This window comes from Qipengyuania marincola (assembly GCF_029688625.1).
Classification (GTDB): domain Bacteria; phylum Pseudomonadota; class Alphaproteobacteria; order Sphingomonadales; family Sphingomonadaceae; genus Qipengyuania.
Genome location: NZ_JARULC010000003.1, coordinates 41,817 through 54,443 on the forward strand (window position 1 = coordinate 41,817; position 12,627 = coordinate 54,443).

16 protein-coding genes, 1 tRNA gene and 1 other RNA gene are annotated in these 12,627 nt (G+C 62.8%); 5 read left to right on the forward strand and 13 right to left on the reverse strand.

The window, feature by feature from the left end; all coding sequences use genetic code 11:
- Positions 1-43: 43 nt before the first annotated feature.
- From P8Q88_RS09965 to efp, 5 genes are all read right to left on the reverse strand, one after another.
- Positions 44-128 (reverse strand) — tRNA-Leu (locus P8Q88_RS09965).
- Positions 129-195: 67 nt separating this feature from the next.
- On the reverse strand, positions 196-528 hold the full coding sequence (locus tag P8Q88_RS09970) for a hypothetical protein (protein WP_278323689.1): 333 nt from the start codon (positions 526-528) through the stop codon (positions 196-198).
- A gap of 90 nt (positions 529-618) precedes the next feature.
- A complete protein-coding gene (locus P8Q88_RS09975) occupies positions 619-1,437 on the reverse strand; it encodes an inositol monophosphatase family protein (RefSeq protein WP_278323690.1) in 819 nt (272 codons plus the stop codon).
- 10 nt (positions 1,438-1,447) lie between these two features.
- Positions 1,448-1,798, reverse strand: a complete 351-nt coding sequence (locus P8Q88_RS09980; protein ID WP_278323691.1) for a hypothetical protein — start codon at positions 1,796-1,798, stop codon at positions 1,448-1,450.
- Between the two features lie 12 nt (positions 1,799-1,810).
- Complete coding sequence (gene efp, locus P8Q88_RS09985) at positions 1,811-2,374, reverse strand: elongation factor P (protein ID WP_278323692.1); 564 nt, start codon at positions 2,372-2,374, stop codon at positions 1,811-1,813.
- A gap of 142 nt (positions 2,375-2,516) precedes the next feature.
- On the opposite strand from efp, the gene P8Q88_RS09990 reads away from it, so the two are divergent.
- Positions 2,517-2,876: an elongation factor P gene (locus tag P8Q88_RS09990; protein WP_278323693.1), complete on the forward strand. Its 360-nt coding sequence runs from the start codon at positions 2,517-2,519 to the stop codon at positions 2,874-2,876.
- 9 nt (positions 2,877-2,885) lie between these two features.
- Here P8Q88_RS09990 and P8Q88_RS09995 read toward each other — a convergent pair whose 3' ends face one another.
- The 3 genes from P8Q88_RS09995 to thiE are packed head-to-tail and all read right to left on the reverse strand — an operon-like array spanning position 2,886 to position 5,566.
- Entirely contained in the window at positions 2,886-3,581 is a 696-nt protein-coding gene (locus tag P8Q88_RS09995; protein ID WP_278323694.1) for a M23 family metallopeptidase, read from the reverse strand.
- An 18-nt stretch (positions 3,582-3,599) separates the two neighbouring features.
- Positions 3,600-4,889 (reverse strand): L,D-transpeptidase family protein, encoded by a 1,290-nt coding sequence (locus tag P8Q88_RS10000; RefSeq protein ID WP_278323695.1) that lies wholly within the window; start codon positions 4,887-4,889, stop codon positions 3,600-3,602.
- A 53-nt stretch (positions 4,890-4,942) separates the two neighbouring features.
- A complete protein-coding gene (thiE, locus tag P8Q88_RS10005) occupies positions 4,943-5,566 on the reverse strand; it encodes a thiamine phosphate synthase (RefSeq protein ID WP_278323696.1) in 624 nt (207 codons plus the stop codon).
- An 80-nt stretch (positions 5,567-5,646) separates the two neighbouring features.
- On the opposite strand from thiE, the gene P8Q88_RS10010 reads away from it, so the two are divergent.
- Positions 5,647-6,036 carry a hypothetical protein gene (locus P8Q88_RS10010; RefSeq protein ID WP_278323697.1) on the forward strand — a complete coding sequence of 130 codons (390 nt, stop codon included), beginning with the start codon at positions 5,647-5,649 and terminating at the stop codon, positions 6,034-6,036.
- A gap of 3 nt (positions 6,037-6,039) precedes the next feature.
- On the opposite strand, the gene P8Q88_RS10015 is transcribed toward P8Q88_RS10010, so the two are convergent.
- The 5 genes from P8Q88_RS10015 to tkt all read right to left on the reverse strand — a co-directional run bounded on the left by P8Q88_RS10015 (position 6,040) and on the right by tkt (position 11,685).
- Complete coding sequence (locus P8Q88_RS10015; RefSeq protein WP_278323698.1) at positions 6,040-6,927, reverse strand: fructose bisphosphate aldolase; 888 nt, start codon at positions 6,925-6,927, stop codon at positions 6,040-6,042.
- 92 nt (positions 6,928-7,019) lie between these two features.
- Positions 7,020-7,466 carry a PaaI family thioesterase gene (locus P8Q88_RS10020; RefSeq protein ID WP_278323699.1) on the reverse strand — a complete coding sequence of 149 codons (447 nt, stop codon included), beginning with the start codon at positions 7,464-7,466 and terminating at the stop codon, positions 7,020-7,022.
- Complete coding sequence (locus tag P8Q88_RS10025; protein ID WP_278323700.1) at positions 7,463-8,662, reverse strand: phosphoglycerate kinase; 1,200 nt, start codon at positions 8,660-8,662, stop codon at positions 7,463-7,465. The genes P8Q88_RS10020 and P8Q88_RS10025 overlap by 4 nt, the downstream gene beginning before the upstream one ends.
- 11 nt (positions 8,663-8,673) lie before the next feature.
- Positions 8,674-9,681, reverse strand: a complete 1,008-nt coding sequence (gap, locus tag P8Q88_RS10030; protein ID WP_278323701.1) for a type I glyceraldehyde-3-phosphate dehydrogenase — start codon at positions 9,679-9,681, stop codon at positions 8,674-8,676.
- 15 nt (positions 9,682-9,696) lie between these two features.
- Complete coding sequence (gene tkt, locus P8Q88_RS10035) at positions 9,697-11,685, reverse strand: transketolase (RefSeq protein ID WP_278323702.1); 1,989 nt, start codon at positions 11,683-11,685, stop codon at positions 9,697-9,699.
- 175 nt (positions 11,686-11,860) lie between these two features.
- Between tkt and P8Q88_RS10040 the strand changes: the two genes are divergently transcribed.
- The 3 genes from P8Q88_RS10040 (at position 11,861) to ssrS (ending at position 12,586) form a co-directional block, all read left to right on the forward strand.
- Entirely contained in the window at positions 11,861-12,067 is a 207-nt protein-coding gene (locus P8Q88_RS10040) for a hypothetical protein (RefSeq protein ID WP_278323703.1), read from the forward strand.
- Positions 12,064-12,372, forward strand: coding sequence for a cell division protein ZapA (locus P8Q88_RS10045; RefSeq protein ID WP_278323704.1), 309 nt, complete (start codon positions 12,064-12,066; stop codon positions 12,370-12,372). Before P8Q88_RS10040 ends, P8Q88_RS10045 begins: the two co-directional genes overlap by 4 nt.
- 26 nt (positions 12,373-12,398) lie before the next feature.
- A non-coding RNA gene (gene ssrS, locus P8Q88_RS10050) (6S RNA) lies at positions 12,399-12,586 on the forward strand.
- Positions 12,587-12,627 lie beyond the last annotated feature (41 nt).

Genomic DNA, 12,627 nt, shown 5'->3' on the forward strand with positions numbered 1-12,627 from the left:
AATATTCGCCGGAATGACAGGATTGGTTACACTGCTGCGCAGGTGGTACCCCTGGCCGGACTCGAACCGGCACTTCGTAAGAAACTCGATTTTGAGTCGAGCGCGTCTACCAATTCCGCCACAGGGGCACTGCCAGCAGGAGCGCGGCGGATAGCTTGGGGGGCAAGGTGTGACAAGCGCCGAGTAGGAGATGCGCTAGAAATCCCATCCGATGGCGACATGAGCGAGGCCCGGCACGCCTTTGCGGGTCTTGCCCAATGCGCCGGCCGAGAAGACCGGGCCATCCTTCGCCAGCATGATTGCGACTGCCGGCGGGTCGAATGCGACCGCGCGCAGGTCAGTCCCGCGGGGAATCTCGGGGTTCTGCTGGGTCGCCTGATCCCGCTCTATGCGGTCCGGCGCCCCTAGGTCGAAACGACAGTCGAGCGGAGGGCTGGGCGCCTGAGCGCGCTCTTCGGCGGCCAGCGGTTTTGCCAGCGCAAGGCAGCCTATCGCTGCCGACCAGACCAGTTTCGAAGGTGCGACCATCGTCAATCCTCTATGGGAGAGACGATGGAGGGACAGGCTTAGTTCCCGCTTACTGCACGAGGTGAACGGGTCTTCACCATCGCAAAATGCTCATTTCAGCGCGTTCGCAAGCAGCTTGTGCAGTTTGGAATGCAGGGCATCATTAGCCGCCAGCACCTGCTTGTCATGCACCGGCATTGAGCGCCCGCGAAAATCGGTCACGAAGCCGCCGGCCTCGCGCACCAGCAAACCGCCCGCGGCAGTATCCCAGGGACTGAGGTCGCTTTCCCAAAAGCCGTCGAAGCGCCCCGCCGCCACCCAGGCGAGATCGAGCGATGCGGCCCCGAAGCGGCGAATGCCCGCGACATTCGGACCGATCGCACCATAGATGCGCGTCCACTCGTCGAAGTTGCCGACGCCCTGAAAAGGAATGCCGGTCGCGATCAGCGAATCCGACAGGTTGCGCCGCGACGACACGCGCAGCCGCCCGTCGTGCAGCCAGGCACCACGCGATTTCTCTGCCCAGAAAGTCTCGTCGGTGATCGGTTGATAGACCACGGCAGCGGTAACGTCGCCCCAGCCCCCGCCGCCAAGCTTGGGTTCCTGCACCGCGATGGAGATGGCGAAATGCGGGATGCCGTGGAGGAAATTGCTGGTGCCATCCAGCGGATCGATGACCCAGCGTGGCTGGCCCTCCTCGCCTTCGATGGTTCCGGCCTCTTCCAGCACGAAGCCCCAGTCTGGGCGTGCCAGCTTCAGCTCGTCGTAGAGCGTACGTTCGGCGCGCATGTCGGCCTTGGATACGAAATCGGCCGGCCCCTTGCGGCTGACCTGAAGGTGTTCGATCTCGCCAAAATCGCGGCGCAAGCGATTTCCCGCCTTGCGCGCGGCCTTTTCCATCACGCGGATCAGTCCCGACAATGCGGCCATGATAATTCTCTTATTCGGTAAGGACGCGGATCGACCGCGCCTGGAGGTGAATGTCGCCCCATTCGGAAGCCATGGCGAAGCGCGTTCCCTCGATGTGGAAATCGGAGATCGCAAATCGCTTCCGACCGCCGGCGCCGCCCTCGGGCCGCTCGAGCGAAAGCTTCGAAATGCCCGCGAATTTCAGCATGCCCGGGTGGAAACAGCACTCGTCGCCCTCGCCCGGCTGTTCGTAGTCGGGATGTGCGGGAGCGAGGCAGAAATCCATCTCCAGAACCAACTCGTCGTCATTGATCACCACGCCCAGAAGGACGCTTTTCTCGATGTCGACATTCTCGAACCGGCTGGCGATGGATTTGCCCATGTGTCGCGCCTCTTAGCTGGCTTTGCCGACGTAGCTCTGCTCATACACGTCGACCACGATCCGCGTGCCGCTCTCGATGTGCGGCGGGACCATGATGCGCACGCCATTGTCGAGCACGGCAGGCTTGTAGCTGGACGAGGCTGTCTGCCCCTTCACTACCGCGTCGGCCTCGACGATTTCGGCTTCGACCTGTTGCGGGAGTTCGACCGAGATGGGCTTTTCTTCCCACAGCTCCAGTTTCACCTGCATGCCATCTTGCAGAAACGGCCGGGCATCGCCCAAGAGGTCGGCCGGGAGATTGATCTGCTCGTAGGTGTTCTGGTCCATGAAAACGAGCATATCGCCGTCTTCATAAAGGAACTGGTATTCCTGCGTATCGAGGCGCACCTTCTCGACGGTGTCGGCGCTGCGGAAACGGACATTGGTCTTGCGGCCGTCCTGCAGGTTCTTCATTTCGACCTGCATGTAGGCCCCGCCCTTGCCCGGCTGGGTGTGCTGGATCTTGGCGACCTTCCAGATGCCGCCTTCGTATTCGATGATGTTGCCCGGACGGATGTCCACGCCGCTGATCTTCATGGGGAAGCTACCTTCGACTTTGAAAAGAGCGCGCCGCCATCGGAATGAGCGACGATGTGCCGCGCGCCTTAGCGAAAGGTGACCATGCGGGCAAGCGAGTGGCCAAGCCGGATGCCCGGTGATATGATATTGGCGGATGGACATGATGAAGCCGCACACAAATCTTCTCGCCATCGCGGCCCTCGCCAGCCTTGCCGCATCGCCCATATCGTCGCAGGGGCGCCTGGGCTTGCTGGAGCGCGGCACCTATGTCTGCGCCCTGCCCGGCGATGCGACCGGCCAGGCGTGGATCGAACAGGAAGGGCGGCGCTTCACCGTGACCGGGGGTTCGAGCTACGAGACCCCGCGCGGGGCCGGCACCTACCTTCTCGAAGGCAGGCAGATCACCTTCACCCGCGGCCCCATGCGCGGGATGAAATTGCTCATGCAGAGCTCCGGCCTGCTGCAACAGGTCGACAAGGATGGGAAACTTGGCCGGCTGCGGTGCCACCGCACCGATTGACCCTTCGGCTCAATTGCCCGTCAGCAGGGGATATGGGTTGAGCGCGGTCGCCGGTTCCCACCATTCCGCATCCTCGGTGGTCTGAAGAATGGCGAAGTGGAGATGCGGCGCCTCGTCACTCGCATTGCCCGATGACCCGACCGTGCCAAGGCGCTGACCGCGGCGGATGCGCTGACCTTCTTTCAGTCCCTCGGCATATTCGTCGAGATGGGCGTAGTAGTAGATCGTTTGTCCATCGGTCGAACGAACGTAGACCGTATTTCCGCCCGCATCGGAGCGGAACAGCTTTTCGACGACTCCGGCGGCGGCGGCCACAACGCTGGTACCCGTGGGCGCCATTATGTCGATCGCCTCGTGCAGGCGGCTGCCGCCCGCGCGCGAATCGCTGAAGGTGTCGGTCAAGTCTCCCGGGCGGATATTCTTGACCGGAACGAGCAGCTGGCGTGCCTGCGCCTCGTCCAGCCCCTGTGCGGTTCGCGTATCGAGCGCTCCGGCATCGGGGGCATCGGTTTCGATCTGCTCAGGATCGAGGCTCGGCGATGGTGCCGTGGAGACCGGACTGGGCGCGGCCTCCGCCGGCCGAGTCGCCGCGCGCTGGCTCTCGCCAGTGGCATTCTCGATCAGGCTCCCGCCCACAATGATCCACACCGCACTCGTCAGCGTGGCGGTGATGACGATGGTGAGAATGCGATCGACAAGGCCCATGGCGGCGAGACTAGCGCGTCATGCTTCGAAAATCACCTGCGTCGATTGCGAAACCATCCCCGCAAGCCGCGCCGCGTCCCAATTCGTCAGGCGCACGCAGCCGCTCGACTGCGCCCGACCGATGGTTTCGGGATCGGGCGTACCATGCAGGCCATAATGCTCTTTGCTTAGATCGATCCACACAACACCGACCGGCGAATTGGGCCCCGGCGGCAATTTATACGTCTTGCCATCCTCCTTGCCACCACTCAGAACTTCGGGATCGTAGCTGTAGGGCGGATTGTAGGCCTCGCCGACAATATCCCACTCACCAAGGGGCAAGGGAAACTCGCTGGAACCCGAACTTACGGTGAAGAGAGCCACCAGCTTTTCCCCCTGGTAAGCCTTCAGCGTCTTGCCCGCCTTGCTGACGACGATGCGATCCACTTCGGGCTGGTCGCTGCCGACGCCAAGCGAAGCGAGCGTTTGCTGCCAGCTGGTATCCTCGATGGAGCCAGGCGCGATCCTGTCGCCGCCGATATTGGGCACGCGGATTTGCTGGCCGGGCTTGAAGAAGCTGTCGCCCTGCCCGCTTGCCCCGGACGCGGTCCGCGTCGCGGTGCTACTCGGCGTCGATGACGGCGTCGCGCTCGCTTCAGGCGCGGGCGATGCGCTCGACGAACCGGCCGTCTCGCTACCTGCTCCGGCGGGTCGGCCATTCGGGTTGAGCTGCTTCAACACGTCAATCGTCGTGTGAAAACGTTCGGCCAGACGTTCGTCGAGCGATTTGTAGCCCAGTCGGTCCAGCTCCGCCTTGGCCGCCGTGTCTTCGGGAATGTCGGTATATTCGGCGTCGCTCCAGCTCGCCGGAATGGTCACGACGCGCGTGGCGGGAATACGGTCCCATTCGGCAAGCGCCTGTTTGGTCGCTTCATCCAGCTCGCCGGTCACATCGAGGTCATTGGCTTCCTGGAAGCCGTTGAGCGCGTTTTCGGTGCTCATTCCCATCTTGCCATCGATGACGCCGGGCCCAAAGCCAATGCGGTCGAGCACGACCTGTGCCTGCATGATCGGGCGGTCTTCGGGATCGGGGATGTCCGCGGCCTGCGCATCGCTGCCCGCGTCTGCCGCATCGCCCTCGTTCATATAGCGGTCGTCGTTGGAGGCCATCGTGTCGGCGAGATTGTCTTCGCCATAGGTCTCGTAACCGTAATCCGTGCCCTGGTTGGCGGACGCGACGGTGTCGGTGTCCTGCTCATTATCCTGCCCCTGCATTCCGCAGGCAGCGAGCGCGATTGACGAGACGGCGGCAAAAACGAGTGCGCGCATGGTGAGACCTCTCCTGAATGTGGGACAGGGAACGTCCCTTCAGGTGAGCAAACTCACTGCCGCCCGATTTGCTCCGAAAATGCTTTGATCGCGGCCACTTCGTCGCCGTTCCAGACCGAACCCGACACGGCGAGGAAATCCGCCCCTGCCTCCACGAGTGGCCTGCAATTATCCGGCGTGATCCCGCCGATCGCGACACAGGGGATTTCGAACAGGCCTGCCCACCAGGACAATATCTCCGGTTCCGGTCGATGATCGCTCTGCTTGGTGGTCGATGGATGGAACGCTCCGAAAGCGACGTAATCGGCTCCCGCTTCTCCCGCTTCCATCGCAAGGTGCCTGGAGGCATGACAGGTAACCCCAATCTGCGCCTCGCGGCCGAGCTGCTCGCGCGCATCCTTGGGATCGCCGTCGCCCTGCCCGAGATGGACCCCGTCGGCCCCGAGCCGCCTGGCAAGCGCGACATCGTCGTTCACGATGAAGGCAACATCGCGCGCGGCGCAGAGGGCCTGAAGCGGCTCGGCAAGCCTTGCAGCCTCGTGCTGCACGATACCCTTCACTCTGAACTGGAAGGCGGTGACAAGCCCCTTCCCCGCGTCGAGGGCGCGTTCGAGACGGTCGGGAAACTCCCCCGAAACGTCGAGGGGCGAGATGAGATAGAGTTGGCAGTCGGTCATTGCCTGCGACCTCTAGTGCGACGCTGACGCTTCGTCACCTGTTCAGATGTCAGACAGGGCCTTGCGCGCCATATCGGTGCATGAAATCGCTTTCTGCCACCCCGCTTCTCTTCGTCCTCGGCGCATGCGCCATCATACCCGATACGCCGCGCGTCGATGGCGATGCGCAGGACCAGGGAAGCGCGATCGGGATCAACCAGGCTGTCTGGGCAGGCGATACGATCCTGAAACCGCTGGCGGTGACCGAAGACAGTCGCTGCCCCGTCGATGCCGAATGCGTCTGGGCGGGCAAGCTGGTGGTTTCCACCCGGATCACGGCCACGCACTGGACGCAGACCGCACCGCTCACCCTGGGCGAGCCTTACGAGGTAATGGGGCGGACCTACGAATTGGTGGAGGCGACGCCGGACCGGAGAGCGACCGGCACGATCGGTTCGGGCGACTACCGCTTCGTGTTCGCGCGCCGCTAGGCGTCAGGTCACGCTAGCGGCGTGGATCTGATCGATGGCGCCAGACAGCGTTTCGTCGAATTCCGTATCGCTCTGTTCATGCCGCAAATCCTGCAGCAAGCCGCGGCTAAAGCTGGCGATCATACCGGGATTTTTCGCAAGTTCGCTACAGGCCTCATCCGTGGAATAGCCGCCGGACAGGGCCACGACGCGCAGGACCTTGGGGTGATTTGTGAGGCCGGAATAGAGGCCCGCGGTCTTGGGGATCGATAGCTTCAGCATGATCTGCTGACCTTCGGGTAGCGCGTCGAGGCCCTCTTCGATCGCCTGCAGCATGATAGCCTCGCCCTCGGCCCGGTCATCGGCGGTGATGTCGTATTCGGGCTCGAGGATCGGCACCAGGCCGGTCGACAGGATACGCGCGCCCTCGGCGAACTGCTGACGCACATTTTCCTTGATTCCGGCCGGATTGGCCGACTTGAGCACGCTGCGCATCTTGGTGCCGAACACGCCAAGATCCTTCGCGCGTCGGCACATGTCCTCGAGGTTGGGATTGGGCTTCATCAGCTGCGCCCCGTCGCGCTCGTCCTCCAGCCCCTTGTCGACTTTCAGGAAAGGAACGATGCCGCGTTCCTTGAGGCGCGTCGGCACGCTCTTGCCTCCGCTCGTTCCTTCCATCGTCTTCTCGAACAGGATCGCGCCCAGTACCTTCCCATTGCCAAAGCACGGCGCCTCGATGATCCGCTGGCGCATTTCGTGGATCAGAGCGAACATTTCGTCTTCGGAACTCCACGCGCCTTCCTCGATCCCGTAGCCGCGCAGCGCCTTCGGTGTCGAGCCGCCGGACTGGTCGAGCGCCGCGATAAAACCTTGGCCGGTGGCGATACGCGCCGTCATTTCCTCGAAAGTCATGCTGATGATCCCGTGTCTGTGCATTCGTATGCGCCGCCCTTAGCCAAGCGGTTTTGCGGTCGCAACCGCACTCAGCCAAAATAGCTGTGCCGTTACACCGAGGTGCGGGTGATCTTGCGAATGATGCCGGTGAAACTAAGCGCCGGGGTGCCGTCACCCGTGACAAGCCCACGTACGAAAATGGTCTTGCCGCCTCCGCGCGTCACCTCTCCGCGGGCCTCGACCATCTGCCCGACGCTGATCCCGCCGAGAAAATCACCCGAGAGATTGATCGTAACGCCGAAATTCTCGCCGAGTTCTTCCTGGGCAATCGTGAACAGGGCAAAATCGGCGAAGGTCATCATGCAGCCGCCATGCATCGAACCGGCGCCGTTCATGTGCTCGGGACCTGCGCGAAAGGCGCTGACGCGCTCGCCATCAATCTCGCGCATGTAGAAAGGTCCGGCGCGCGTTTCGAAGGCGTCGTGCGTCCAGCTGCTCCAGCCTGCCCACTCCCCCTCGGTAATGAGAGTCGGCCCATGGGTCGTCATCTCGCTCATGCGGTCAGAGCGGCGACGCCCGGCAAATCCTTGCCTTCCATCCATTCGAGGAAGGCCCCGCCCGCGGTCGAAACGAAGGTGAAATCCTCCTTCACCCCGGCATGGGCAAGCGCGGCAACCGTATCCCCGCCGCCAGCCACGGACGTGAGCGAACCATCCTGCGTCAGCGCTGCCGCAGTCTTGGCGAGCGCCACCGTGGCGGCATCGAAGGGTTCGATCTCGAAGGCGCCGAGCGGCCCGTTCCAAACCAGCGTGCGACATGTCTTCAGCACGTCGCCCAGCGCCTCGGTCGCGAGCGGGCCGACGTCGAGGATTAACTCGTCATTCGCAACTTCATGGACGTTGCAGGTTCGCAACGAAGACGGGTTGGCGGCGAATTCCTTCGCAACCACGACGTCATAAGGCAGGTGCACCGTGCAACCGGCATGATCGGCCTCGTCCATGATGCGGCTGGCGGTGTCGGTAAGGTCGTGCTCGCACAGGCTTTTGCCGACATCGACGCCCTTTGCGGCAAGGAAGGTGTTCGCCATCCCGCCGCCGATGATGAGGTGCTGAACCTTGCCGACAAGGTTCTCGAGCACGTCGAGCTTGGTCGAGACCTTTGCCCCGCCGACCACTGCCGCCACCGGCTGTTCCGGATTGCCGAGGGCTGCGTCCAGCGCCTTCAACTCGGCCTCCATCGCGCGCCCCGCATAGGCAGGCAAATGGTGCGCCAGACCCTCGGTCGAGGCATGGGCACGATGCGCCGCGGAGAAGGCATCATTGACGTAGAAATCGCCATGGGCGGCGATTCCCTTAACGAATTCCGGATCGTTCGTTTCCTCACCCGGCCAGAAACGGACGTTGTCGAGCAGGCCGATATCGCCGTTCCCGAGGATGCCGATCGATTGTTCGACCACCGGGCCCATGACCTCGGGAATGAACATGATTTCCTTATGCAGCACCTTCTCGACATCGCCCTGCACGAAGCTGGTGCTCATGGTCGAATGGCGTTGCCCCTTGGGGCGGCCGTAATGGGCGAGCAAAAGCACCTTGGCGCCTCTGTCCGTGAGTTCGAGGATTGTGGGTTTCACCGCCTCGACCCGCGTAACATCGGTGGCCGACCCGTCCTTCATCGGGAGATTGAGATCGACGCGCACCAGCGCGACCTTGCCGGTGATATCGCCAAGGTCGTCGAGGGTCCGGAATTTACTCATCCTGTTGTCCTTTAAAGGAACTTCGCCATCACACCGGCGGTGTCGATCATGCGGTTCGAGAAGCCCCATTCATTGTCGTACCAGCTGACTACGCGGGCAAGCTTGCCTTCCATTACACTGGTTTCGAGGCTGTCGATGGTCGAGCTGGCCGGATAGTGGTTGAAGTCGCTGCTGACGAGCGGCTGGTCGGTGTAGTCGAGCACGCCCTTCATCTTGCCTTCCGCCGCTTCCTTGAGCGCAGCATTCAATTCCTCGGCGCTGGTGTCGCGGCCGGGGGTGAAGACGAGATCGACGAGACTGACGTTAGGCGTCGGTACGCGGACCGAGCTGCCGTCGAGCTTGCCGGCCAGTTCGGGCAGCACAAGGCCGACCGCGCGCGCTGCGCCGGTGGTGGTCGGAATCATGTTCTGCGCACCGCCGCGGGCACGGCGCATGTCGCCATGCATCTGGTCGAGCATACGCTGGTCGTTGGTGTAGCTGTGGATCGTGGTCATGAAGCCGCGCTCGATCCCGACAGTATCGTGCAGCACCTTGGCCATCGGCGAGAGGCAGTTGGTGGTGCAGCTGGCATTGGAAACGATCACGTCGTCAGCGGTCAATACATCGTGGTTCACGCCGTAGACGATCGTGGCCGAGACATTCTTGGCCGGGGCCGAGATCAGCACCCGCTTGGCACCCGCCTTGAGGTGCGGTTCGGCGGCCTCGTGGCTCTGGAAGAAGCCGGTGCATTCCAGCACTATGTCGATGCCCTGTGCGGCATGCGGCAGATTGCCCGGATCGCGCTCGGAAGTCACCTTGATCGACTTGCCGTTGACGACGATCGCATCGCCATCGACCTCGACGGTGCCGGGGAAACGGCCATGCGTGCTGTCATATTGGAACAACAGGCCATTCGACTTGGTGTCTGCCAGGTCGTTGATCGAAACGAGGTCAAGATCGTGATCGTCCCGCTCCAGAATGGCGCGCGCCACGAGGCGGCCGATGCGTCCGAAACCGTTGATTGCAACCTTCGTCGCCATGATAGAAGCTCCTGCTTAGCCGTTCAGTTTGTTCATGATTTTCGGGACGATTGCGTCCGCCGTGATACCGAATTTCTCGAACAGGTCTTCCGCCGGGGCACTGGCCCCGAAACGGTCGATCCCGATATTCAGGCCGTTCGCCATGGTGTAGCGTTCCCACCCGAAGGTCGTCCCCGCCTCGATGCTGACGCGCAGGATCTGCGACGGATCGACATTCGGCAGGATGTCGTCGCGATAGGCCGCGTCCTGCTCGTCGAACAATTCGGTGCAGACCATCGAAACGACATCGACCCCAATGCCATCCTTTTCCAGGCGCTCCGCACATTCGAGCGCGACATGCACTTCAGAGCCGCTGGCGATGAGGATAACGCGACGCGCGCCGTCGGCGCTCTTGAGGCGGTATGCGCCCTTGCTCGAAGCACCCATGCCTTCCGATGTCCGGACCTGCGGCAAGCTCTGGCGGCTCAACGCAAGGACTGTCGGGCGGTCTTTCTCGCGCAGCGCGATGTCCCAGCACTCGGCCGTTTCCACGGCATCGGCGGGCCGCATCACGAGGAGGTTCGGCATCATGCGCAGTGACTGGACATGCTCGATCGGCTGGTGGGTGGGACCATCCTCGCCCAGCCCGATGCTATCATGGGTCATCACGTAGATTGCGCGCGCCTGCTGCAAGGCCGACAGGCGGATCGCACCGCGGCAATAGTCCGTGAAGACCAGGAAGGTCCCGCCATAGGGGATGACTCCGCCATGCAGCGCCATGCCGTTCATCGCGGCAGCCATGCCGAATTCACGAATGCCGTAATAGATATAGCGGCCGGAATAGTCGTCGGCGGTAAACGGTCCGATGCCGCCCGCCTTGGTGTTGTTCGAGCCGGTCAGATCGGCGCTGCCGCCCATGGTTTCGGTCAGCTGGCCATTGATCTGCGCGAGCGCCATCTCGCTTGCCTTGCGCGTTGCCACCTTCTGCGGGTCTGCGACTAGCTTTTCGATATAGTCATCGAGGCTGAAGCTATCGGGCAGGTCACCTGCCATGCGCCGCTCGAATTCCGCGCGGCGGCCATCGTTCGACAGCCGATCCCGCCAACCGCGATGCTCGGCTTTACCTCGCTCGCCCGTGCTGTGCCAGTCGGAGGCGACCTGATCGGGAATGACGAAGGGCTCGGCATCCCAGCCAAGCTGCTCGCGTGCAGCGGCTATCTCATCAGCGCCCAGCGGTGCCCCATGCGTGGCACTGGTGCCTTGCTTGTTCGGAGCTCCCTTACCGATCACCGTCTGACAGGCGATCAGCGAGGGGCGCTCATTGGCCAGCGCCTCGTCCATCGCGCGGCGGATATCGTCGAAATCGTGGCCGTTGCAGCTCACGACGTGCCATCCGGTGGCCTCGTATCGCGCTTTTATATCCTCGCTGGTGGAAAGCGCGGTCGATCCGTCGATGGTGATGTTGTTGTCATCCCACAGCACGTTCATGCGACCGAGCTTGAGATGTCCGGCGAGGCCGATCGCCTCGTGGTTGATGCCTTCCATCAGGCAGCCGTCCCCTGCGATGACCCAGGTGCGGTGATCGACGAGATTGTCACCGAAGTCAGTATTCAGCTTGCGCTCGGCAATGGCCATGCCGACAGCCATCGCGAGGCCCTGACCCAGAGGCCCCGTGGTGCATTCCACACCGTCGAGCAGGAAGTTCTCGGGATGGCCCGCACAAGGACTGCCGAGCTGGCGGAAATTGCGGATGTCCTGCATCGTCGGCGCCGCATACCCGGACAGGTGCAGGAGCGCGTAGATCAGCATCGATCCATGTCCGGCGGACAGGATGAAGCGGTCGCGATCGGCCCAGTCGGGGGCCGAGGCGTCGAACCTCAGATACTCGCTCCACAATACCGTCGCGACATCGGCCATGCCCATCGGCATGCCGGGATGTCCGGAATTCGCCGCCTGCACCGCATCCATGGAAAGGGCCCGGATGGCATTGGCCATCTGGACCATGCGGGGCGTTTCGAGGCTCATGTGTATTGTCTCCGCAAGAGGTGGCGATTCGACGCGCCGCTGCCATCGCGGAGGCAGGGCGGCAGGTCAAGGCGAGGGGGTGTCGGTGGCTAAGCGTGCACCGGCTGACCCATCTTATCAACAGGTCGGCGCAAGGCTTTGCCTTGGCTCGGCAAACTGGGTAAATCCGATACCCATGTCTCAGCAACGCATCGCGCAGGCAATGGAGCGGATAGAACGCGCCCTCGGCCGCATCGAAACGCAGGCGGCGCTGGCGCGCCATTCAGGCACCGGTCAGGACAGCGATGACTCCAACCTCGCGGCTCGTCACGAAGCGCTCCGCACGTCGGTCGAAGCCAGCCTCGCAGAGCTCGACGGCCTTATCGAAAGGCTTGAACAATGAGCGACGTGACGCTGCATGTCGGTGGCCGCAATTATACGGTCGCGTGCCAGGATGGGCAGGAAGGTCATATCCAGCGCCTCGCCGAAGTGATCGATGCAAAGCTCTCCTCGATGGGGGCGAACCTGTCCACGCAGGAGGCGAAGAACCTGCTGTTTGCCGCGCTGCTTCTGGCCGATGAACTCGAGGAATCGCAGAAGGCCCCTGCCCCTTCCGAGCCCGCGGATTTCGACACCACCAGGCTTGCAACGCAGCTGGAGCGGATCGCTGCGGCGCTGGAGAATGCCGCAACCACCCTTGAGAGCTGAGCGCGCGCATCCTAGATAGCGCGATGGCGGGGCTGCCCGGTACGAGCCGCATGAATATCCCTGAGGCTATAAGCAATCCTAGGGAGCTGTCCCTGCCCTGGAACACGGGCCACTGCGTTCTTCGGAACGGAACCCGGGAACCGGGGTATACGGCGCCCACCTGACGTTTTAGGCGTCAGAGGATTTCAAGGTAACGACCCATGGTGGTCCCGCCACTTTCATTTTGCGCTGCCGCTTTGGTGCTTGGGCGCAGGT